Origin of the sequence: Mesorhizobium sp. Pch-S (genome assembly GCF_004136315.1) — a bacterium.
Lineage (GTDB): Bacteria > Pseudomonadota > Alphaproteobacteria > Rhizobiales > Rhizobiaceae > Mesorhizobium.
The window spans coordinates 2,930,888-2,950,893 of the sequence record NZ_CP029562.1 but is presented as its reverse complement, the minus strand read 5'-3'; the positions used below and the strand labels follow the sequence as shown (position 1 = coordinate 2,950,893).

Annotated in this window: 19 protein-coding genes and 1 pseudogene; 10 read left to right on the top strand and 10 right to left on the bottom strand. The window is 62.4% G+C overall.

The genetic code is table 11. The features are described 5' to 3' along the window. Positions 1–43 precede the first annotated feature (43 nt). Both phbB and C1M53_RS13720 read right to left on the bottom strand, forming a co-directional pair. The gene (gene phbB, locus C1M53_RS13725) at positions 44–769 is read right to left on the bottom strand and encodes an acetoacetyl-CoA reductase (RefSeq protein ID WP_129412747.1); all 726 of its coding nucleotides are present in this window, start codon (positions 767–769) and stop codon (positions 44–46) included. A 171-nt stretch (positions 770–940) separates the two neighbouring features. After that, the gene (locus C1M53_RS13720) at positions 941–2,125 is read right to left on the bottom strand and encodes an acetyl-CoA C-acetyltransferase (RefSeq protein WP_129412746.1); all 1,185 of its coding nucleotides are present in this window, start codon (positions 2,123–2,125) and stop codon (positions 941–943) included. A 301-nt stretch (positions 2,126–2,426) separates the two neighbouring features. On the opposite strand from C1M53_RS13720, the pseudogene phaR reads away from it, so the two are divergent. Next, positions 2,427–3,037, top strand: a pseudogene (gene phaR, locus C1M53_RS13715) (polyhydroxyalkanoate synthesis repressor PhaR). A gap of 97 nt (positions 3,038–3,134) precedes the next feature. Here the strand turns inward: phaR and C1M53_RS13710 are convergent. Continuing rightward, positions 3,135–4,655 carry a malonyl-CoA synthase gene (locus tag C1M53_RS13710; protein WP_245488544.1) on the bottom strand — a complete coding sequence of 507 codons (1,521 nt, stop codon included), beginning with the start codon at positions 4,653–4,655 and terminating at the stop codon, positions 3,135–3,137. Between the two features lie 149 nt (positions 4,656–4,804). On the opposite strand from C1M53_RS13710, the gene C1M53_RS13705 reads away from it, so the two are divergent. Further along, positions 4,805–5,872 carry a dipeptidase gene (locus C1M53_RS13705; RefSeq protein WP_129412744.1) on the top strand — a complete coding sequence of 356 codons (1,068 nt, stop codon included), beginning with the start codon at positions 4,805–4,807 and terminating at the stop codon, positions 5,870–5,872. A 13-nt stretch (positions 5,873–5,885) separates the two neighbouring features. Here C1M53_RS13705 and C1M53_RS13700 read toward each other — a convergent pair whose 3' ends face one another. Beyond that, on the bottom strand, positions 5,886–6,131 hold the full coding sequence (locus C1M53_RS13700; RefSeq protein ID WP_129412743.1) for a hypothetical protein: 246 nt from the start codon (positions 6,129–6,131) through the stop codon (positions 5,886–5,888). A gap of 337 nt (positions 6,132–6,468) precedes the next feature. On the opposite strand from C1M53_RS13700, the gene betI reads away from it, so the two are divergent. The 6 genes from betI (at position 6,469) to C1M53_RS13665 (ending at position 12,105) form a co-directional block, all read left to right on the top strand. After that, positions 6,469–7,155, top strand: a complete 687-nt coding sequence (betI, locus tag C1M53_RS13690) for a transcriptional regulator BetI (protein WP_129412742.1) — start codon at positions 6,469–6,471, stop codon at positions 7,153–7,155. A 139-nt stretch (positions 7,156–7,294) separates the two neighbouring features. Beyond that, the gene (locus C1M53_RS13685) at positions 7,295–8,317 is read left to right on the top strand and encodes an extracellular solute-binding protein (RefSeq protein ID WP_245488600.1); all 1,023 of its coding nucleotides are present in this window, start codon (positions 7,295–7,297) and stop codon (positions 8,315–8,317) included. Further along, entirely contained in the window at positions 8,317–9,609 is a 1,293-nt protein-coding gene (locus tag C1M53_RS13680; protein ID WP_129412740.1) for a flavin monoamine oxidase family protein, read from the top strand. Before C1M53_RS13685 ends, C1M53_RS13680 begins: the two co-directional genes overlap by 1 nt. A 102-nt stretch (positions 9,610–9,711) precedes the next feature. After that, positions 9,712–10,758 carry an extracellular solute-binding protein gene (locus C1M53_RS13675; protein ID WP_245488599.1) on the top strand — a complete coding sequence of 349 codons (1,047 nt, stop codon included), beginning with the start codon at positions 9,712–9,714 and terminating at the stop codon, positions 10,756–10,758. Between the two features lie 236 nt (positions 10,759–10,994). After that, on the top strand, positions 10,995–11,744 hold the full coding sequence (locus tag C1M53_RS13670; RefSeq protein WP_129412738.1) for a YebC/PmpR family DNA-binding transcriptional regulator: 750 nt from the start codon (positions 10,995–10,997) through the stop codon (positions 11,742–11,744). Between the two features lie 58 nt (positions 11,745–11,802). Continuing rightward, positions 11,803–12,105, top strand: coding sequence for a SelT/SelW/SelH family protein (locus tag C1M53_RS13665; protein ID WP_129412737.1), 303 nt, complete (start codon positions 11,803–11,805; stop codon positions 12,103–12,105). Between the two features lie 74 nt (positions 12,106–12,179). On the opposite strand, the gene C1M53_RS13660 is transcribed toward C1M53_RS13665, so the two are convergent. Together C1M53_RS13660 and C1M53_RS13655 are read right to left on the bottom strand one after the other, a co-directional pair. Further along, the gene (locus C1M53_RS13660; protein ID WP_129412736.1) at positions 12,180–12,659 is read right to left on the bottom strand and encodes an anthrone oxygenase family protein; all 480 of its coding nucleotides are present in this window, start codon (positions 12,657–12,659) and stop codon (positions 12,180–12,182) included. Between the two features lie 13 nt (positions 12,660–12,672). Beyond that, positions 12,673–13,512 (bottom strand): NAD(P)H-binding protein, encoded by an 840-nt coding sequence (locus C1M53_RS13655; RefSeq protein WP_165358137.1) that lies wholly within the window; start codon positions 13,510–13,512, stop codon positions 12,673–12,675. A 122-nt stretch (positions 13,513–13,634) separates the two neighbouring features. On the opposite strand from C1M53_RS13655, the gene C1M53_RS13650 reads away from it, so the two are divergent. Beyond that, positions 13,635–14,267, top strand: a complete 633-nt coding sequence (locus C1M53_RS13650) for a TetR/AcrR family transcriptional regulator (protein ID WP_129412735.1) — start codon at positions 13,635–13,637, stop codon at positions 14,265–14,267. On the opposite strand, the gene C1M53_RS13645 is transcribed toward C1M53_RS13650, so the two are convergent. After that, entirely contained in the window at positions 14,253–15,569 is a 1,317-nt protein-coding gene (locus C1M53_RS13645; RefSeq protein WP_129412734.1) for an MFS transporter, read from the bottom strand. The two genes, C1M53_RS13650 and C1M53_RS13645, sit on opposite strands and share 15 nt — an antisense overlap. A 120-nt stretch (positions 15,570–15,689) precedes the next feature. Then, positions 15,690–15,911, bottom strand: a complete 222-nt coding sequence (rpmE, locus tag C1M53_RS13640; protein ID WP_024922908.1) for a 50S ribosomal protein L31 — start codon at positions 15,909–15,911, stop codon at positions 15,690–15,692. Positions 15,912–16,085: 174 nt separating this feature from the next. On the opposite strand from rpmE, the gene C1M53_RS13635 reads away from it, so the two are divergent. Further along, positions 16,086–17,885, top strand: a complete 1,800-nt coding sequence (locus C1M53_RS13635) for an ABC transporter transmembrane domain-containing protein (protein WP_129412733.1) — start codon at positions 16,086–16,088, stop codon at positions 17,883–17,885. 3 nt (positions 17,886–17,888) lie between these two features. On the opposite strand, the gene C1M53_RS13630 is transcribed toward C1M53_RS13635, so the two are convergent. After that, a complete protein-coding gene (locus C1M53_RS13630; protein WP_129416166.1) occupies positions 17,889–19,037 on the bottom strand; it encodes an amidohydrolase in 1,149 nt (382 codons plus the stop codon). Positions 19,038–19,258: 221 nt separating this feature from the next. Further along, positions 19,259–19,942: a nitroreductase family protein gene (locus C1M53_RS13625; protein WP_129412732.1), complete on the bottom strand. Its 684-nt coding sequence runs from the start codon at positions 19,940–19,942 to the stop codon at positions 19,259–19,261. Positions 19,943–20,006: the final 64 nt, after the last annotated feature.

The window sequence follows — 20,006 nt, the reverse complement described above, 5'->3', positions numbered from 1 at the left end:
ACGGGCCGCTTGCGGCCCGTTTTGTCTTCATGCGAGAGCACGCTCAGGCGAAATACTGCCCGCCATTTGCCGAGATGGTCGAGCCGGTGATGAAGCCGGCTTCTTCGGAAGCCAGGAACACCACGCAACGCGCGATCTCTTCCGGCTCGCCAAGACGGCCGACCGGGATCTGCGGAATGATGCGTTCGTTGAGTACCTTCTCGTCGATCGCCTTGACCATTTCGGTGGCGATGTAGCCGGGGCAGATCACATTGACGGTGATGCCTGCGCGCGCGCCTTCCTGCGCGAGTGCCTTGGTGAAGCCGATGTCACCGGCCTTCGACGCCGAGTAGTTGGCCTGGCCGGCCTGGCCTTTCTGCCCGTTGATGGAGGAAATGGTGATGATGCGGCCGAACTTGCGGTCGCGCATGCCACTCCACAGCGGATGCGACATGTTGAAGACACCGGACAGGTTGGTGTCGATCACCTCTTTCCACTGCTGCGGCGTCATCTTGTGGAACATCGCATCGCGCGTGATGCCTGCATTGTTGACCAGCACCGAAACAGGGCCGAGGTCAGCCTCTACCTGGCCGATACCGGCCGCGCAGGCCTCATAGTCGGCAACCGACCACTTGTAGGTCTTGATCCCTGTTTCCGCCGTGAACTTCGCTGCTGCCTCGTCGTTGCCGGCATAGTTCGCCGCGACGCTGTAACCGGCATTCTTCAAACCGATCGAGATTGCGGCACCGATACCGCGCGACCCACCGGTGACGAGTGCGACTTTACTCATGCGTTTCCCCTTTGCTGCATCTCAGGCGATTTCGAAATCGCCTTCATTGAATGACCCGTATGGCGGATCTTCTTGAACCCGACTCTTATGACGAGTCTTTGAACCAAATCATCTGGATTGGTTTCAGAGACGAAACGGGCGGCACCTTGGCCGCCCGCTCGTCTTTTTCGATTAGAGTGCCTCGACACACATCGCGACGCCCATGCCGCCGCCGATGCATAGGGTGGCCAGCCCTTTCTTGGCGCCGCGGCGCTTCATCTCAAAGACAAGCGTATTGAAGATGCGCGCGCCGGAAGCGCCGATCGGATGGCCGATGGCAATGGCGCCGCCATTGACGTTGACGATGTCCGGGTTCCAGCCGAGCCCCTTGTTGACGGCGCAGGCCTGCGCGGCAAATGCCTCATTGGCTTCCACCAGATCGAGATCCGACACCTTCCAGCCTGCCTTTTCCAGCGCACGCTTGGAAGCCGGAATCGGGCCCGTGCCCATCACCGACGGGTCGACGCCGGCGGTCGCCCAGGAAGCGATGCGGGCGAGCGGAGTGATGCCGCGCCGCACCGCCTCGGCTTCTGTCATCAGCAGCGCGCCGGCAGCACCGTCATTGATGCCCGAAGCGTTGGCGGCGGTCACCGTCCCGTCCTTGTCGAAGGCCGGCTTCAATTTGGTCATCGCGTCCAGCGTGGCGCCGTGGCGAATGTATTCGTCCTGATCGACGATGGTATCGCCCTTCTTGCCCTTGATCGTGAAGGCAACAATCTCGTCCTTGAACCGGCCGGCCTTCTGCGCGGCCTCGGCCTTGTTCTGCGAGGCGAGAGCAAAAGCATCCTGGTCGTCGCGGGTGATCTGGAACTGCTTGGCGACGTTCTCGGCGGTGATGCCCATGTGGTAGCCGTTGAAGGCGTCCCACAGACCGTCCTTGATCATGGTGTCGATCATCTTGTAGTCGCCCATCTTCACGCCGGCACGCAGGTGCTGCGCATGCGCCGACAGTGACATCGACTCCTGGCCGCCGGCCACGATCACCTTGGCATCGCCACCAGCGATCTGCTGCATGCCGATGGCGATCGCGCGCAGGCCCGAGCCACAGACCTGATTGAGGCCCCACGCGGTAGTCTCTATCGGCAGGCCGGCGTTGATCGATGCCTGCCGCGCCGGGTTCTGGCCCTGGGCCGCGGTCAGCACCTGACCGAGGATAACCTCATCGACTTCCGCCGCCTCGACACCCGCGCGCGACAGCAGCTCGCGGATCACCACTGCGCCAAGCTCATGCGCGGGCGTTGCCGCGAAGGCTCCGTTGAAGGACCCGACGGCAGTGCGCGCGGCACTTGCGACGACGATGGCGTTGGAAGCGGACATGTTCTTCTCCAGACCTCGAATTGAGCGGTTTGCAACCGTTGGTTTGACTTTTCTTGCCGGTTCGAGGCTGCGAGTCAAACTCGAAATCTGATCGATTTGGCTGTCATTGCCGCCGCGTAAGTCATCCCGCGCAGCATATTGCGGCATGCTGCGCAGCATATTGCAGCGCCGAAAGGACGGCGTCTGCTTCCGCACTGCACAAACCGCTTGGAATTGTGACGGTTTTGCGCATATCCTCGACGCAGGGAGTAATCGTTACCGGCTGCTTACGGGCAAGCCGGTATCCGCGGGAGGATGCTGAATGGCGGCGAAAGACGAACCGGTGGTGATCAAGAAATACGCCAACCGCCGGCTCTACAACACGGGCACCAGCACCTATGTGACCCTCGAAGACCTCGCCGAAATGGTCAAGAAAGGCGAGGAATTCACTGTCCAGGATGCCAAGACCGGCGACGACACACGCACCCCGTGCTGACCCAGATTATTTTCGAACTGGAGAACAAGGACGGGCAGAACATGCTGCCCATCCCCTTTCTGCGCCAGCTCATTGCCTTCTATGGCGATCAGATGCAGATGATCGTGCCGAGTTTCCTCGAGCAGTCGATGCTCGCCTTCTCCAAGGAACAGGAACGTTTCCGCGACCAGATGAAATCGGCGCTCGGCAAGACGCCGATGGACATGATGAAACTGCCGACGCCGATGAAAGCGCTCGAAGAACAGACCCGGCGCAACATGGAAATGTTCCAGAACGCCATGCGCATGTTCACGCCGTTCCCGGCTGCCGCGGCGGGTGGCGCCGCAAACACCGCCCCGGAGCCTGCCAAGGCGGAGCCGGCGGAAAAGGCTGATGACCTTCAGGAGTTGAAGGATCAGATCGCCGCCATGCAGCGCAAGCTCGACAAGCTGTCGTAGTCAGGACGCGTCTTCTTCCTTCTTCCCTGGAGCAAAAACTTGGAGCGTTTTCCGTGAAAAACGGAAACGCTCTAGGAGAGAAGGAAGCGTTGCGCATCTACCCCTTCACCGCGAACGTCTCGGCGAACTGCTGGCGCAGAAGGTTCTTCTGCACCTTGCCCATCGTGTTGCGCGGCAACTCGTCGATCACGAAGAGACGGCGCGGCTGCTTGAAGCGCGCGAGCCTTGACGCCAATCCTGCAAGCAGGCTGGCCTCGTCGAGCGCAGCCCCCTTGCGCGCCGTCACGACACCGACCACGCCTTCGCCGAGATCGGGATGCGGCACGCCGATCACCGCCGACTCCTCGACGCCCGGCATCTCGTCGAGCAGGAGTTCTATTTCCTTGGGATAGATGTTGTAGCCGCCGGCGATGATCAGGTCCTTGGCGCGACCAACGATGGTGACGTAGCCATCGCCGTCCTGCGTGGCGAGATCGCCGGTGATGAAATAGCCGTCGGCGCGGAACTCCTGCGCGGTCTTCTCCGGCATGTTCCAGTAACCCTTGAAGACATTGCGACCCTTCACCTCGATCACCCCGATATCGCCCGTCGCAACCGGCTTGCCGGCATGGGGTTCAGCGATGCGTACCGAAACGCCAGGCAAAGGCTGCCCAACTGTACCGGCGCGGCGCTCGCCGTCATAGGGGTTCGAGGTGTTCATGTTGGTCTCGGTCATGCCGTAGCGCTCGAGGATGCGCTTGCCCGTGCGCGCCTCGAAATCCCGGTGCGTTTCGGCCAGCAGCGGCGCGCTGCCGGAAACGAACAGGCGCATGTGCTGGACCAGTTCCCGTGTCAGCCTGGGATCTGCGAGCAGGCGCGTGTAGAAGGTCGGCACCCCCATCAATGTGGTCGCGCGCGGCATGTTCGCGACAAGGTCATCGATGTCGAGACCCGGCAGGAAGATCATCGATCCGCCTGCGAGCAGGATGACGTTGGTGGCAACGAACAGTCCGTGCGTATGGAAGATCGGCAAGGCGTGAAGCAGCACGTCCTGCTCGGTGAAGCGCCAGGTTTCCACCAGCGCCTCCGCGTTCGACAGCAGGTTGTCATGCGTCAGCATCGCGCCCTTCGACCGTCCGGTCGTCCCGGACGTGTAGAGAAAGGCGGCGAGGTCTTCCGGTCCTCGCTCGGCGGGCGCATAGATTTCGGACAGGCCATCCGCCCGCTCAATCAGGGAGCCGGAACCATCCCCATTGAGCGTCAGCAGCGCCGCCCCTGTCCTGTCCGCCACCGGCTGCAGAGCGGCTGCGCTGGTGCCGTCGCAGATCAGAAGCCTGGCACTGGCGTCGCTGATGAAATAGTCGACCTCGGCGGCCGTATAGGCCGTATTGAGCGGCAGGAACACTGCGCCCATGCGAACGGTGGCGGCATAGACGGCCAGGGCCTGCAACGACTTTTTTGCCTGCAACGCCACCCGGTCGCCGGGTCGCACGCCGGCGCCAGCCATGGCGTGCGCGACCCGCGCGGACAGTTTCAGGAAGTCGGCGTAGGAAACGCGAGAGCCATCCCTCAGCGCGAGAAAGGTGCCGTGATTGGCCTCGTGCGGCCGAAGCAGCGCGTCGTAAAGCGTATTCGTCAAGGATGGCTCCGGCAGTTCGAAATCTATGTTCTTTCCAGCACGCCTTGCATGCAGTGACAAGCATAAGCCGCCCTCTGGCATTTGCGTGCGCGGACGACCCGCCGTAAACAGGGCGCCTCGTTTCCAAAGTCGCCAGCCGAAAGTCCCCAATGACCGAGACCGACCTGATCCCCGTCTTCGACGGCCACAACGACACGCTGCTCAAGCTCTACCAGTCCGGCAAGGCTGATGTCGAAAAGCTGTTCATCGAAGGATCGCCGGCCAGCTGGCACATCGACCTGCCACGTGCCAGGAAGGGAGGGCTCGCCGGCGGCATGTTCGCCATCTTCCCGCCGCCGCAGGAGGAACGCAAGGCCAAGGATGACGGCATTCCGGCCATGCCGTCCGACAACGAGCCACTGCCGCCGGAACTGCCGCGCGAATTCGCCCGAGAAACCACGCTGGGCATGGCCTCGATCCTGCTGCGATTGGAAAGAGCGGGCGCGCTGACCGTCTGCCGCAGCGCCGCCGACATCCGCGCGGCGATGGCAAAGAAGTCGATGGCGGCGGTTTTCCATATCGAGGGTGCCGAGGCGATCGACACTGACCTCGCCATGCTCGACGTGCTTCATGCCGCCGGCCTGCGCTCGCTCGGCATCGTCTGGAGCCGGCCCAACGCCTTCGGCCACGGTGTGCCGTTCCGCTTCCCATCCTCGCCCGACACCGGCGACGGTCTGACCGATGCCGGCAAGGCGCTGGTCAAGGCCTGCAACGAGCTCAGGATCATGATCGACCTTTCCCACCTCAACGAGAAGGGATTCCGCGACGTTGCCAAGCTCTCCAATGCACCGCTGGTCGCCACCCATTCCAACGTTCACGCGCTGTGCCCGCACTCGCGCAACCTCACCGATTGGCAGCTCGGCGCCATTCGCGATACCGACGGCATGGTCGGCCTGAACTATGCCACCGGCTTCCTGCGCGAGGATGGCCGCATGAACTCCGACACGCCGCTCGAGGTCATGGTGCGTCATGTCGACTATCTGGTGAAAGCGCTCGGCGAAGACCGTGTCGGCCTGGGTTCCGACTTTGACGGCGCCATGATCCCGGCCGCGATCGGCGACGCCGCCGGCCTGCCGAAGCTGCTCGATGCATTGGCCAAGCACGGCTATGGCCGTGCGCTGATCGAAAAGATCGCCCATCGCAACTGGGTGCGCGTGCTGGAAAAATCGATCGGCTGATCTCGACTTCGGCTTATTTGCAGTCGACCCGTTTCAGCCACGCCTTGCCGACGCCACGATCGCGGATGATCGGCAGGGGATCCTCCGCATCCAGCCTGGAGCAGATGCGATAGACTTCGAGGGTCTCGGCGTTCATCTCGCCATGTTTGTAGAAATACATGGCGGCAGCGTAGCGCGCGCGGCCCGACCATGGTTGCCCGAGCGGCGTGTTGACCAGCGCCCACTGTTCCGCCGCTTCCGTCTCGTTCCGGTCGGTCATGTCAGGCCGTCCATCCTTGCGCCCCGCCTCTGCCGGTCGCCGGCTGCCGATCCTGCCACGACGGGCCTTGCCTTGTCTATATTGAATGAATGTTCAGCAAATACCCTTGCGTTTGCCCTTCGAAACGCTAGGCTCTGCCGACGATCATTTGCCGACACGGTGATCCATCCGATGAGCAGGAAGGTGTCGACGTCCAAGGCTTTCGCCAAAGCCTATGCCGACAGGAACATCCGCACCCGGAAGCGATGCAGAAGGTGCTTGACTCGGGCACACACCGCCCCACTCATCAGCGCGGCTGGGAGCCAGTATAGGCCGGCGCTTAGGAGACCGTTTACCTATGAAGACAATCGATCTCGAAGACGAGGCTGCAGAGACCGAACGACAAGGCGAACGGCGTGGCCGTAAGGCTTCCAAGGAAGTGCGCCGCCAGCAGCTGATCGAAGCGACGATCGATTCCCTGGCCAAGCGTGGCTATTCCGAAACGACGATGGCCGATGTCGCGGATGGCGCGAAGCTGTCGCGCGGCATCGTCAATTTCCATTTCGAGAGCAAGGAGAAGCTGCTCGTCGCCACGCTGCAATATATGTACGACGAATATTCCACGCATTGGCGCAACGCCTACGACAAGGCCGGTGACAACACGGCCGATCGGTTGAAGGCGCTGGTCACGGCGGATTTCGACCGCGCCATCTGCAACAAGCGCAAGCTGGCGGCATGGTGCGCCTTCTGGGGCGAGGCAAAATCACGTCCCACCTATCAGGCGCTTTCGGGCGCGCGCGACACTGCCTACCAGAACCTTCTCTTCGATCTGTGCAGCGGGTTGAAAGCCGAGGCTGGCTACGCCTTCGAGCCGCAGGCCCTTGCGCTGGCGCTCAGCGCCCTGCTCGAAGGGCTTTGGCTGCGCCTGATGATGGGGCTGGAAGACGTCAGCCGCGAAACGGCCCTGCAAGCCGCCAATGAATTCCTGCTGACCGTTTTCCCGCGGCACTACACACGAGGGGCAAGCGGCATCCAGAGGCTTTGAAACAAAGCTGGCACATTTCGCAAGGAACTGACGAACGGCACGACAACCAGACGGGCACCGGCCCGCGCAACCAAGGGGAACTGGAATGCAGACGACGATCCGCCATTGGATGACCGCACTCGCCCTGGCGAGCACGTTGATGACGCCGGCTACCGCGCACGCCGCCGGCAGCGATCTCGTCGTCTTCGACTGGGCTGGCTACGAACTGCCAGAGTTCCATCCCAAATACACCGAGAAGCATGGCGACGCCCCGACCTTCACCTTCTTCGGCGACGAGGACGAGGCCTTCGAGAAGATGCGCTCCGGTTTCAAGGCGGACCTTGCCCATCCCTGCTCGCAAAGCGTCGTGAAATGGCGCGACGCCGGCCTGTTGCAGCCGCTCGACACCTCCAGGATCACCGCCTGGAAAGATCTCAACCCCGGCATCATGAAGATGAAGAACCTCGCCACGTCCGAAGACGGGACGGCCTGGTTCATGCCCTGGGACTGGGGCAATTCGCAGCTCACCTACAACTCCGAAAAAGTGGACGAGAAGGACATCCAGTCGCTGAAATCCCTCGCCGACCCGAAATTCCAGGGCCGCGTCTCCATCCCCGACAATGTCGATGACGCCTACGCGTTGGCCTCCCTGGTCATCGGGCTCAAGGATTGGACCCAGATGACCGACGAACAGTTCAAGCAGGCATCGGATTTCCTGCGCCAGGTGCACAAGAACGTACGCCTCTACTGGACCGACACCACCAACATCGTGCAGGCGCTGACCGGCGGTGAGATCGACCTGGCCTGGGCCTGGAATGATGCGACCGCCCAGTCCGTGCTTGCCGGCTCGCCCATCAAGGCAAAACCCGATACGCAGGAGGGCATTTCGACCTGGGTCTGCGGCTACGTCCGCTTGAAGGACGCGCCGGGCAATGCCGACCTGGCCTACGACTATCTCAACGCGATCAATGAGCCCGACGTCGCCAATGTGCTGGTGAAGGACTGGGGTTACGGCCAGGCCAATGCCAAGGGCATGGCCGCCGTCGACGCGAAATTGCTGAAGGACAGGGGTTATGACGACGTCGACAAATTCGTCGACAAGACGCTTTTCCAGTCGCCTATTCCGACGGAACTCAAGCAGAAGATGATCGCCGAGTTCGAGAAGATCAAAGCGGGATATTGATGATCCACGACGTCATTGTTGTCGGCGCAGGTTTTGCCGGCCTTTCGGCAGCACTTGCCTTGCGCGACGATGGGCTGGACGTTCTGGTCCTCGAGGCGCGCGGCCGGGTCGGCGGCCGGGTCGAGACGCAGGCCAATTCTCTTGGCGAGCGTTACGACAGCGGCGGCCAGTTCCTGTGCGAGGACATGCCACACGTGATGGCGCTGGCGAAACGTCACGGCAAGACGCTGGTGACGACCCCGATCGACGGCTCTTTTACGCTGCAACCGGAAATGTCGGAGGAAGACAGCCGGGCACTCTGGGATGCCAATGTCGCCATACGCGATCGCATGAATTCGATCGATCCTGCCGATCCGGCTGTAGGTGACCTCAGCGTATGGGATTGGCTGCAGCGGCAACCGGACGATGCTGACGCCAAATCCGCATTTTGTTCGACGATCGAAGGACTGTGGTGTCAGCCGATCGATGCCGTCCCGGTCTGGTATCTGATCGACAACGACCGCCGTATCACCAATGAGGTCTCGGAACTGCAATATTTCCTTGCCGAGACGATGCACGCGCTGGCCGAGGACCTGGCTGCTGACCTTGGCGACCGCATCCGGCTTTCGGTACCGGTGCACGAAGTCCGGCACGATGAAAGTGGCGTGACCCTGATGACGGCCGAAGGCCTCCACCAGGCGAGGCGCGTCGTCATCGCGGCGCCACCGGTTGTGGCAAACCGCATTGTCTTCTCGCCAGCCCTGCCGGCAAAGCTCGCCAGGGCACTCAACGCCTGGCGCAGCGGCACGGTCATCAAGATGCGCCTTCGCTACGCCCGCGCGTTCTGGCGCGATCAGGGCCGCAACGGCATGGTGTTGTGGCGTGACGTCCATGGTCTTTTCGTCTGTGACACCAGCAGGGAAGACGCGCATCCCGCACTTGTGGTTTTCATCGGCGGGCCGTCGGCTTTGCGGCTACGCGCACTGGGGGATGCGGCTCTGCGCGCAGAAGTTTTCACCCGGATTGCCGCAGCGCTTGGACCGCAGATCCTCGAGCCGCTCGACGTTGCCATGCGTGACTGGATCGATGATCCGTGGAGCGGTGGCGGTTACAGCGACATCGTCGCCGATTTTTCCGCCCACGATGCCGAAGCCCTGCTGCGCGCCGGAACGGCACCCATCCATTTCGCCAGCTCGGAGCTCTCCCCGTCATTTCCCGGCTATGTCGAGGGCGCCATCGTCAGCGGCCGCGCCGCCGCCGCGGCGGTTCTGGAAACCTTCGAACGGCCTGTCGGACGGGATCCGCTGGCATAGCCTTGTTCCCTCTCGTCAGCCGGCAAAAACTGCTCTACCGTCGACAAACGTGCCGTTTCGCGATCGGGGAGCTCTCGCCTCATGGCCTTCACTTTTCGCCGCATGATCCTGGCCGCAGCCCTGGCCACCACTGCAGCAAGCGCGGCGATTGCGGCCGGCGGCGACCTGATCGTCTTTGACTGGTCGGGCTATGAGGATCCACTGCTGCACGCCGACTACACCGCCAAGCAAGGGGCGGAGCCGAGTTTTTCCTTCTTTGGCGACGAGGATGAAGCCTTCGAGAAGATGCGAGCCGGCTTCAAGGCCGATGTCGGCCATCCTTGCGCGCAGAGCGTGGTCAAATGGCGCGAAGCCGGTCTGCTGCAACCATTGGATACGTCGCGGATCATCGGCTGGAAGGATATCAATCCCGGCCTGATGAAGATGAAGGACCTTGTCACCACCGCCGACGGCAAGGCCTGGCTGCTGCCATTCGACTGGGGCACTTCGTCCCTGATATACCGCACCGACAAGGTCACGCCTGACGACGCGAAGTCGCTGCGCATCTTCGCCGACCCGAAATTCGAGGGTCGCGTCACCATCGGCGACAATGTCGACGATGCCTATGCGCTGGCCTCCCTGGTCATCGGCCTGAAAGACTGGACCCGGATGACGGATGCGCAATTCAAGGAGGCTTCCGACTTCCTGCGCCAGGTGCACAAGAATGTCCGCTTCTATTGGACCGACGACACCTCGATCAACCAGGCTTTCTCCGGCGGTGAGATCGACCTTGCCTGGGGTTGGGCCGAGACCTACGTCACGTTGAAAGGCCAGGGCGTACCGCTGGAGATGAACCGCGACACCAAGGAAGGATTGTCCACCTGGGTATGCGGCTATGCGTTGCTGAAGGACGCCACGCATGTCGACGAGGCCTACGATTTCCTGAACGCCGTCAACGCGCCCAATGTATCCAGCCATCTGGTCACGACGTTCGGTTATGGCCACGGCAATGCCGCCGGCATGGCTGCGATCGACAGGAAGCTGCTCGCCGAGCGTGGTTTCGACAATCTCGATGCCTTCCTCGACAAGACACTGTTCCAGCAGCCGCTGCCGGCGGAACTGAAGCAGCGCATGGTCGCCGAATTCGAGAAGATCAAGGCGGGCTATTGACCCCGATCCCCGGCAGCGCTGCTGGTTACCCGACAGAGATCCATGCTTTTCGAAAGAGGCTCACACCGCGCTCACCGTGTCGCCTTGGCATATCTGGACGTTTTGAGCCGATTTATTTATAAGCCCGCCATCCGGCATCGGATCGCAACCGCTGCCCAATCAACATGTCAGATCGTTTTTGGCGTACCATTCCCGCGCATGACGGTTCGACAGCCGCAAACGACCGCAGGGGTGCCATGGCAGGCCATTCACAGTTTAAGAACATCATGCATCGCAAGGGCCGCCAGGATGCGGTCCGCTCGAAGATCTTTTCCAAGCTGGCGCGCGAGATCACCGTCGCCGCCAAGCAGGGGCTGCCCGATCCCGCGATGAACCCGCGCCTGCGCCTGGCAATCCAGAACGCCAAGGCCGAGTCCATGCCGAAGGACAACATCGCGCGCGCCATCTCCAAGGCCTCCGGCGGCGATGCCGAAAACTATGAGGAAGTGCGCTACGAAGGTTACGGCCCTGGCGGTGTGGCCCTCATCGTCGAGGCACTGACGGACAATCGCAACCGTTCCGCTTCCAACGTACGTGCCGCCTTCACCAAGGCTGGCGGTGGGCTCGGCGAGACCGGTTCGGTTTCCTTCATGTGGGATCGTATCGGCGAAATCGTCTATCCGGCCAAGGTCGGCAGCGACGACAAGGTGATGGAAGCCGCGATCGAAGCCGGTGCCGACGACGTCGAGACCGACGAAGAGAGCCACACCATCTACTGCGCGTTCGAAAATCTCGGCGAAGTCTCGAAGGCCCTCGAAAGCGCGCTCGGCGAAGCTGAATCGGTGAAAGCCATCTGGCGGCCGCAGAACAACATCCCGGTCGACGAGGAGCGTGCCCAGTCGTTGATGAAGCTGGTGGCGACACTGGAAGACGACGACGACGTCCAGAACGTCTATGCCAATTTCGAGGTCGATGACGCGACCCTGGCCAAGCTCAGCGCAGCCTGAATCAAAAACGCCCCGCACTCCGGGGCGTTTTCTTTTGTCGTCACTCAACGAGGTTTTGATGACCGACGCTTCCCGCCCCCGCATCGTCATAGCCTATTGCACGCAGTGCCAGTGGCTGCTGCGTGCCGGCTGGATGGCGCAGGAACTGTTGTCGACATTCGCCACGGACCTCGGCGAAGTGATCCTGGTACCGGGAACGGGCGGCGTCTTCACCATCACCTGCAACGACGAGCTGATCTGGGATCGCAAGCGCGACGGCGGGTTCCCGGACGCCGCCAAATTGAAGCAGCTCGTGCGTGATGTCATCGACCCCGAGCGTGACCTCGGTCACTCCGACCGCAAAAAGCCTGGCGTCGGCTGAAAGCCGCGACTGCCGGACGGCAGAACCCGCCGTCTCGACGGGAGACGACGGGTCCTTTCGAAAAGAATGATTGATTACATCAGCGCCGCGATGAAAGCCGCCAGCGCGCCGGTGCATGCGAAGGCACGCACGTGGTTCCAGAACACCCAGCGATCGAGATAGGTGGCCCACAGCTGCGCCGCGGCCTGGCTGTCGGGGGCGGTGGCGGCCAGTGCGTCGTTCATCGGCACGTTGATGGCCATGGTGACGACGATGTTGCCGATGACATAGAGAGCTGCACCGATCAGAACCCAGCTGGGTCGAGCGACGCCCCAGCCGAACAGTGCCGCAAGTACAAGAAACAGCGCCAGCAGCGCCGTGCCCATGAAGATGGACAGGAACAGCGGGTTCTGGATCACCGTGTTGATGGTGTTCATGGCCAGCACGCCCTGCGGCACCGGCACCTGCGCCAGCGATGGCATCACCGAATTGGAATAGGCGAAGAACAGGCCCGCCATGAGGCCGCTGCCAATCGCGGCAATGAAAGTGATGGCGATTACGATCTGAGCAAACATTTCTCTCTCCCTCTCAGAGATTCACGTGCCACACGCCGGTGGCGGCAGTTTCGCGCACATAGGCGGAAAAGTCTTTGGGGCCACGACCAAGAGCGCGCTGGACACCGTCGGTGAGGTGTTCGTTTCGGCCGTCGAGCACCTGTCCGAACAGTTCGTCGAGCAGCCAGACGACATCGGCCGGCGTTTCGTAAGCCTCGAGTTCAGCCCTGAATGCTTCGGGCGAGACACGGCTGAAGACCACGTCGCGGCCAGCGGCATTGGAGATCTCGGCGACCGCTTCGCGGAACGTCAGGAGCCGCGGTCCGGTAAGCTCGTACAACTCACCGATATGGCCGTCGTTCGACAGGACCTCGGCTGCGACGTCCGCGATGTCGTCGACATCGACAAAGGGCTCGCCGATCTCGGCAGCGGGGATGGAAATCTGTCCCGCCAGCACGCCGTCCAGGAAGGCGCCTTCGGAAAAATTCTGCGCGAACCAGGCGCAGCGCAGGATCGTCCAGTCGGCGCCGGTAGCCTTCACCATCTCTTCCGCGCGCTGCGCCTCCGCTTCGCCGCGACCGGACAGAAGCACCAGCCGGCGTACGCCGCGGCTCACGGCCAGCCTGGAAAATTCCTCGACGGTTTCCGCCGCGCCGGGCACGGCGATGTCAGGATAGTAGCTGATGTAGACGGCGCCAACGCCTTCAAGGGCGCCTGCCCAGCTTGCCTTGTCGGTCCAGTCGAATACCGGGTGCCCCGAGCGTGAGCCGATGCGGACCGGGATGTTCTTTGCCTCAAGCCGCTCGGCCAGCCTGCGGCCGGTCTTGCCGGTGCCGCCGAGGATCAGGACAGGCTTTGATGTCATGCTGGTCATCTTTCTCTCCATGTCACAAACGTGAGCAATCCTCGCGTTTGCAAAATGTGATAAATCCTCATATTGTGTGAGTCAAGCAGGAATTTTCAGGCGGCTACTCCGTCGGCATTCGAGGAAAGATCATGGAAAGCGTCTCGGCCATCGTTCAGGACATACCCGGCCCCCGCCGCGAGCCGATCCAGAAACGCAGCCGAGAACGGGTGGAACGAATGCTCGCCGTCGCCTCGGCGCTGATCGCGGAAAAGGGCAGCGACGCCCTGCGCATGGGCGAAGTGGCCGAGAAGGCCGGCGTGTCGATCGGCTCGCTCTACCAGTTCTTTCCCGACAAGAGCGCCATCATCCGGGCCCTTGCCGATCGCTACCAGAAGGAGAGCGAGACGTGCATCTCTGAAGCCCTGGCAGAAGTGAGGGACAGAAAGGGTCTGGAAAAAGCCTTCTCGGAGCTGGTCGATATCTATTACGGGATTTTCCTGGCCGAGCCCGTCATGCGCGATATCTGGTCGGGCACCCAGGCCGACAAGGCACTGCGCGAACTCGAACTTGCCCACAGCCGTGCCAATGCCGGCATGCTGCTTGCAGTCCTCAAGCGCCTTCGCCCCAACGAAGATGCCGCCGCGCTCGAAACCTCCGCCTTTCTGATCTGGCAGCTCGGCGAAGCGACCATGCGGCTGGCCGTGTCGGTCGACCGCGCCGAGGGCGACCGCCTGGTAGCGGCCTACAAGCGCATGGCGCTGAGCGAGCTAGCGCGCAGCTGAAGCGGCGCGCTCATCCATTGCGGACGTATGTTTGGTGTCGCGCATGGTCGAATAGACCAGCAGCGAAACGAAGATGACGCCGGCCAGATAATAGTAGAACCACTGTTCGTGGCCCTGCTGCTTGAACCACAGCGCGATCGCCGGTGCCGTGCCGCCGAAGATCGAGACCGTCAACGCATAGGGCACGCCGACACCGGTGGCGCGCACCGCCGTCGGGAACAGCTCGGCTTTCACCACCGCGTTGATCGAGGTGTAGCCAGCCGTAAAAATCCACGCGACGCAGATCAGCAGGAAGGCGAGGAAGGGCGACGTCGTCGATGACAGCATCGTCAGGATCGGCACCGTCAGGATGGTGCCGGCGACGCCGAAGAAGATCAGCAGTGGCTTGCGGCCGATGCGATCTGAGATCAGTCCATAGATCGGCTGCAGGATGGCGGCGAAGATCAGCGAGCCGGCAATCACATAGGTGGTTGTGAGATCCGACAGGCCGACTGTCTGCTTGACGAAGGTCTGCATGTAGGTCGTGAACGTGTAGAAGGCGGCCGTACCCCCGGCAGTCAGTCCAACCACGATTGCCACTTCGCGCGGAAACTTCCTCAGCCCGCGCAGCGAGCCCTCGCGCTTCTGCGTGGCCGTCGTCGCCACGAAGGCCTCGGTCTCATGGAGTTGCCGGCGCATCACCGCGGAGAAGATGGCGAGCAGGGCACCGATGATGAAGGGAATCCGCCAGCCCCACTCGACCAGTTGCTCATGCGTCAGGAACACATTCTGCAGGAGCAGCAGGACCAGGATCGCGCACAGCTGCCCGCCGATCAGTGTCACATACTGGAAGCTGGAGTAGAACCCGCGGTGGTTCGGATCGGCGACCTCGCTGAGATAGGTGGCGCTCGCACCATACTCGCCGCCAAGACTGAGACCCTCGATGACACGGGCCAGTGCCAGAAGCACCGGCGCGGCAAAGCCGATCGTCGCATAGGTCGGCGTGAACGCGATGATCAGCGAACCGAAACACATCATCAGCACCGAAATGGTGAGCGACAGCCGACGCCCATGGCGGTCGGCGATATGACCAAAAAGCCAGCCGCCGACTGGCCGCACGATGAAGCCGGCGGCAAACAGCGTTGCAGCGTTCAGTTGCTGGACGACAGGGTCATGCGATGGAAAGAAGGCCGGGGCGAAATAGAGCGCAAACGCCGTATAGGCGTAGAAATCGTACCATTCGACCAGATTGCCGATCGAACCGATGAAGATGGCTTTGATCCGGCGGCGCGCATCATCGAAATGCAGAGCGGTATCCGACACATGACCTCCCTGCCCCCGATGGCAGGATCGGCCAGTTCACGCTCCGATGCAACCCGCGCAGACCCACAACAAAAAACCCGCCCTGGGGGCGGGTTTTTGGATCCGTATCGCGGTTCCGGCTTAGATGCCGAGATTGGCGAACTTGTTCTTGAACTTCGACAGGCGGCCACCGCGGTCGAGCAGCGTCTGCTGGCCGCCGGTCCATGCCGGATGCGTGGAGGGATCGATGTCGAGGTTCATCGTGTCACCTTCCTTGCCCCAGGTCGAACGGGTCTGGTATTCGGTGCCATTGGTCATGACGACCTTGATGGTGTGGTAGTCGGGATGGATGTCAGCCTTCATCGCTCTTGTCCTGGCTAGCTGGGACGGCAGCCCTGCGGCGATGCGCCCCTTTTTAAAACTCGAAGCCGCAGCTATTGAGGAGCCACGGCTTCAAAAACGGTCGGCGTGCCTATACAACAGGCGAAATTGAATCACAAGGCCGCGCCGGAGCCAATTCGGACAGGAACCGGGACGATGGCTGACCCTACCAGCGCAGACGAGCGCAGACGCTCGCTCCAGCCGCTTCGGCGGGTCTTTCCCTATATCGCCCGCTATCGCGGCCTGGTGGTCGGCGCCGCTATTTCACTGGTGCTGGCAGCCGTCACCACGCTGGCGCTGCCGCTTGCCGTGCGGCGCATGATCGACAACGGCTTCTCCAGTTCCGATTCTGCCTTCATCGCCAGCTATTTCGGCATGCTGATGGTCATGGCCGCCGTGCTCGCGCTCGCCTCAGCCGGCCGCTACTATTTCGTCATCACCCTTGGCGAACGTGTCGTCGCCGACATTCGTCGCGACGTATTTTCGCATGTCACCACTTTGTCGCCGGCCTTTTTCGACACATCGCAATCGGGCGAAATCGTCTCGCGTCTCGCCGCTGACACCACGCAGGTGAAATCGGCGGTGGGCGCGACCGCTTCGGTGGCGCTGCGCAATGTCATCCTCGGCCTTGGTGCGCTGGCGATGATGGTGGTGACCAGCCCGAAGCTCTCCGGCCTCGTCATCGCGGCGATTCCCGTCATCGTGCTGCCGCTGGTCGCCTTTGGCCGTTCGGTGCGCCGTCGTTCCCGGCAGGCACAGGACACGCTGGCCAACGCCACCGCCTATGCCAGCGAGCAGATCGGTGCCGTGCGCACGCTGCAGGCCTTCACCAACGAAGGATTGGTCACCGGCCGTTTTTCGGCTGCGGTCGAGGCGGCCTTTGCCGCTGCCCGCGCCTCGGTCCTAGCCCGCGCGCTGCTCACCTTCTTCGCCATATTCATGGTGTTTTCTTCCGTCGTCGCCGTTCTGTGGTTCGGCTCGCGCGACGTGCTCGACGGAACCCTGTCGCCCGGCACGCTTGGTCAGTTCCTGCTCTATTCGGTCTTTGCAGCCGGCGCCCTCGGCGCGCTCTCGGAAGTGTGGGGCGAGCTGTCGCAAGCGGCGGGCGCGGCTGAACGGCTCACAGAAATCCTGGCCGAGAAACCCGGCATCGAGGCGCCGGCGCAGCCGCGCACGCTACCCGCCAAGGCAAAGGGAGCCATCGAATTCAGTGAGGTCTCCTTCTCCTACCCGGCAAGACCCGATCGCGCCGCCGTGCACGACCTGAGTTTTTCGGTGAAGCCGGGCGAAACCGTCGCCATCGTTGGCCCGTCGGGCGCCGGCAAGAGTACGGTTTTTTCGCTGATCCTGCGTTTCTACGACCCCGAGACAGGCACGGTGAAGCTCGACGGCATCGACCTGGCACAGACGGATCCGCTCGCGCTCCGCCAGCGCATCGCCATCGTGCCGCAGGACGTCACGATCTTCGCCGCCAGCGTGCGCGACAACATCGCCTTCGGCAGGCCGGGCGCCGGCAATGCCGAGATCGAGGCGGCGGCCAAGGCAGCCCTCGCCGAGGAATTCATCCTCAGGCTGCAGAACGGCTATGATACGCCAGTCGGCGAACGTGGCGTCACCTTGTCCGGAGGGCAGCGCCAGCGCATTGCCATCGCCCGCGCCATTCTGCGCGACGCGCCGATCCTGCTGCTCGACGAGGCAACCTCCGCGCTCGATGCCGAAAGCGAAACGCTCGTGCAGGAAGCGCTCGAACATCTGATGCACGGCCGCACCACGCTCGTCATCGCGCATCGGCTGGCGACCGTGCTGAAGGCCGACCGCATCCTCGTCATGGACGGCGGACGTATCGTCGAGGAAGGCACCCACAAGAGCCTTGTGGCTAAGGGCGGCATCTACGCCAGGCTTGCCAAGCTGCAGTTCGAAACCGGCGCCAGCGCTTTCATGGGCGCAGCGGAGTAGCTGCTACCCGAGCAGGTTACGCGCGGTGCGCATGAAAATCCTCGACCCGATCGGGATGAGGTCATCCGGGAAATCATAGTCAGGGTTGTGCAACGCCGGATGCCGTTCCCCAGCCCCCAGGAAGAACATCGCTGACGGAGCGCTGCGCCCGAAGATGCCGAAGTCTTCTGAAGCACGCATCGGCAGGCTGTCTTCGCTGTAGGCGACACCTTCCTGAGCGAGCGCGGCGTGCAGGTGTTCGACTGCCACCGGCGCATTCATGCTGGCAACGAAGATCTCGTGATAGTCGATTTTAAAGGTCAGGCCGGCTTCACCGGCAACCTGCTCCACCAGCGCTTCGGCTGCTGCGCATAAACCCGCCATCCGCTCGTCCAGCCGCGTGCGCAGCGTTGCCCACACTTCCGCGCGCCCGGGCGCCACCCCGAACACGGCTTCGCCCATCGTGGCATGGGTGACGGTCACCATGCCGAAATCGTCGTCACTGAAGGCACCGCCACCAAGCCTTGCCAGTGCCGGCATCAGCTGGCTTATCGTGAGCATCGGCGACGTGCCGGTTTCGGGCATCGAGGAATGTGCCGTCTTGCCCTCCAGCACGATGCGCATGCCGCGCGAAGCGCAGTTGACGACGCCGGGTTTCAGCCGAACCTCGCCAAGCGGAATGCCGGGCAGATTGTGCAGCGAAAAGGAAAAATCCGGAGCGATCTCGCCGAAGCGCGGATCGGCCACAACACCGACGGCGCCATCGCCGGTCTCCTCCGCCGGCTGGAACATCAGAACCACGCGGCCCTTCTGCGGGCGGCTGCGTCCGAACTGGCGTCCGAGGGCAGCCAGGATCGTGGTGTGTCCGTCATGGCCGCACATATGCGACTTGCCCGGCACCAGCGACGAATGCTCCACGCCGGACAATTCCTCGATCGGTAACGCGTCGAGTTCAGAGCGGAAGAGAACCGTCGGCCCCGGCTTGCCACTGTCATAGGTCATGGCAACACCGTGGCCGCCCAATCCCGTCAGGACATTGTCCGGCCCGGTATCCGCGAGAAAGGCAACCACCTCTTTGGCCGTTGCCTCTTCTTCATTCGAAACCTCGGGATGCTGGTGCAGCCTGCGGCGGAAGGCCGTGAGCTCGATCAGGTCCTGGTTGGTCAGCGACAAGGCGGCCTCCTCATCCGGCTTCATCCTGCGGCGTTCTCGCACCGGAATTGTGCCAGACAACATGCCGCCTGAGGCATCCGTTCGAAAGATGCAGTTGCCGAAAAAAGGCCTTCCAGCCAGCCAAAAGCGTTTCCGTCTTCACAGAAACGCCCTCGCTCATTGCTTTTATGCAAAATTCCGGGCGGAAGGCCGGCGCGCACTTTTCCTGGGATTGCTCCAGATCAGAGAAAGGTCGCGATTTCCGTCAACGGCTTCTTCTCGACCGCATGTTGCGGGATGGTGGCGCCCTCTTTCGGATAGCCGACAACCATCAGGATGTAGGGCTTGTCGTGCGGGTCGCGGCCACAGATCTCGTTCAGGAAGCTCATCGGGTTCGGCGTATGCGTCAGTGCAACGAGGCCGGCGCGGTGGATGGCGGCGATCAGAAGACCGGTCGCGATCGAAACCGATTCCGGGACATAGTAGTTCTTGCGCAGCACACCGTCGGCGGAGCGGCTGCGACGCTCGCCGAAAATACAGATGAGCCAGGGGGCCTCCTCCAGGAATGGCTTGTCGGCATCGGTGCCGAGCGGAGCCAGAGCGGCCAGCCACTCCTCGCCGGCCCTGCCCTCGTAGAAGGCGCGCTCTTCGATCTCGGCTGCCTCGCGGATGCGCTTCTTGATCGTGGCATCACCGATCACCGCAAAATGCCAGGGCTGGTGATTGGCGCCATTGGGCGCGGTGCCTGCCGTCAGAATGCAGGTTTCGATGATGTCACGCGGTACCGGCCTGGTTGAGAATTCGCGCACCGTGTGGCGAGCGCGCATTTCCGCGTAGAAGGCTTCCGCATTCGCCCGCATGGTTTCGAGCGGGAGCTCCTGGAAGTCCGGCAGCGGGATTGGCTGGTAGCTCGTGGTAGGCTTCATCGCACAACGCCCCTCATGATCGTCCGACAATATTGTCCGACAATCCTGAAATACGCAAGTCCAC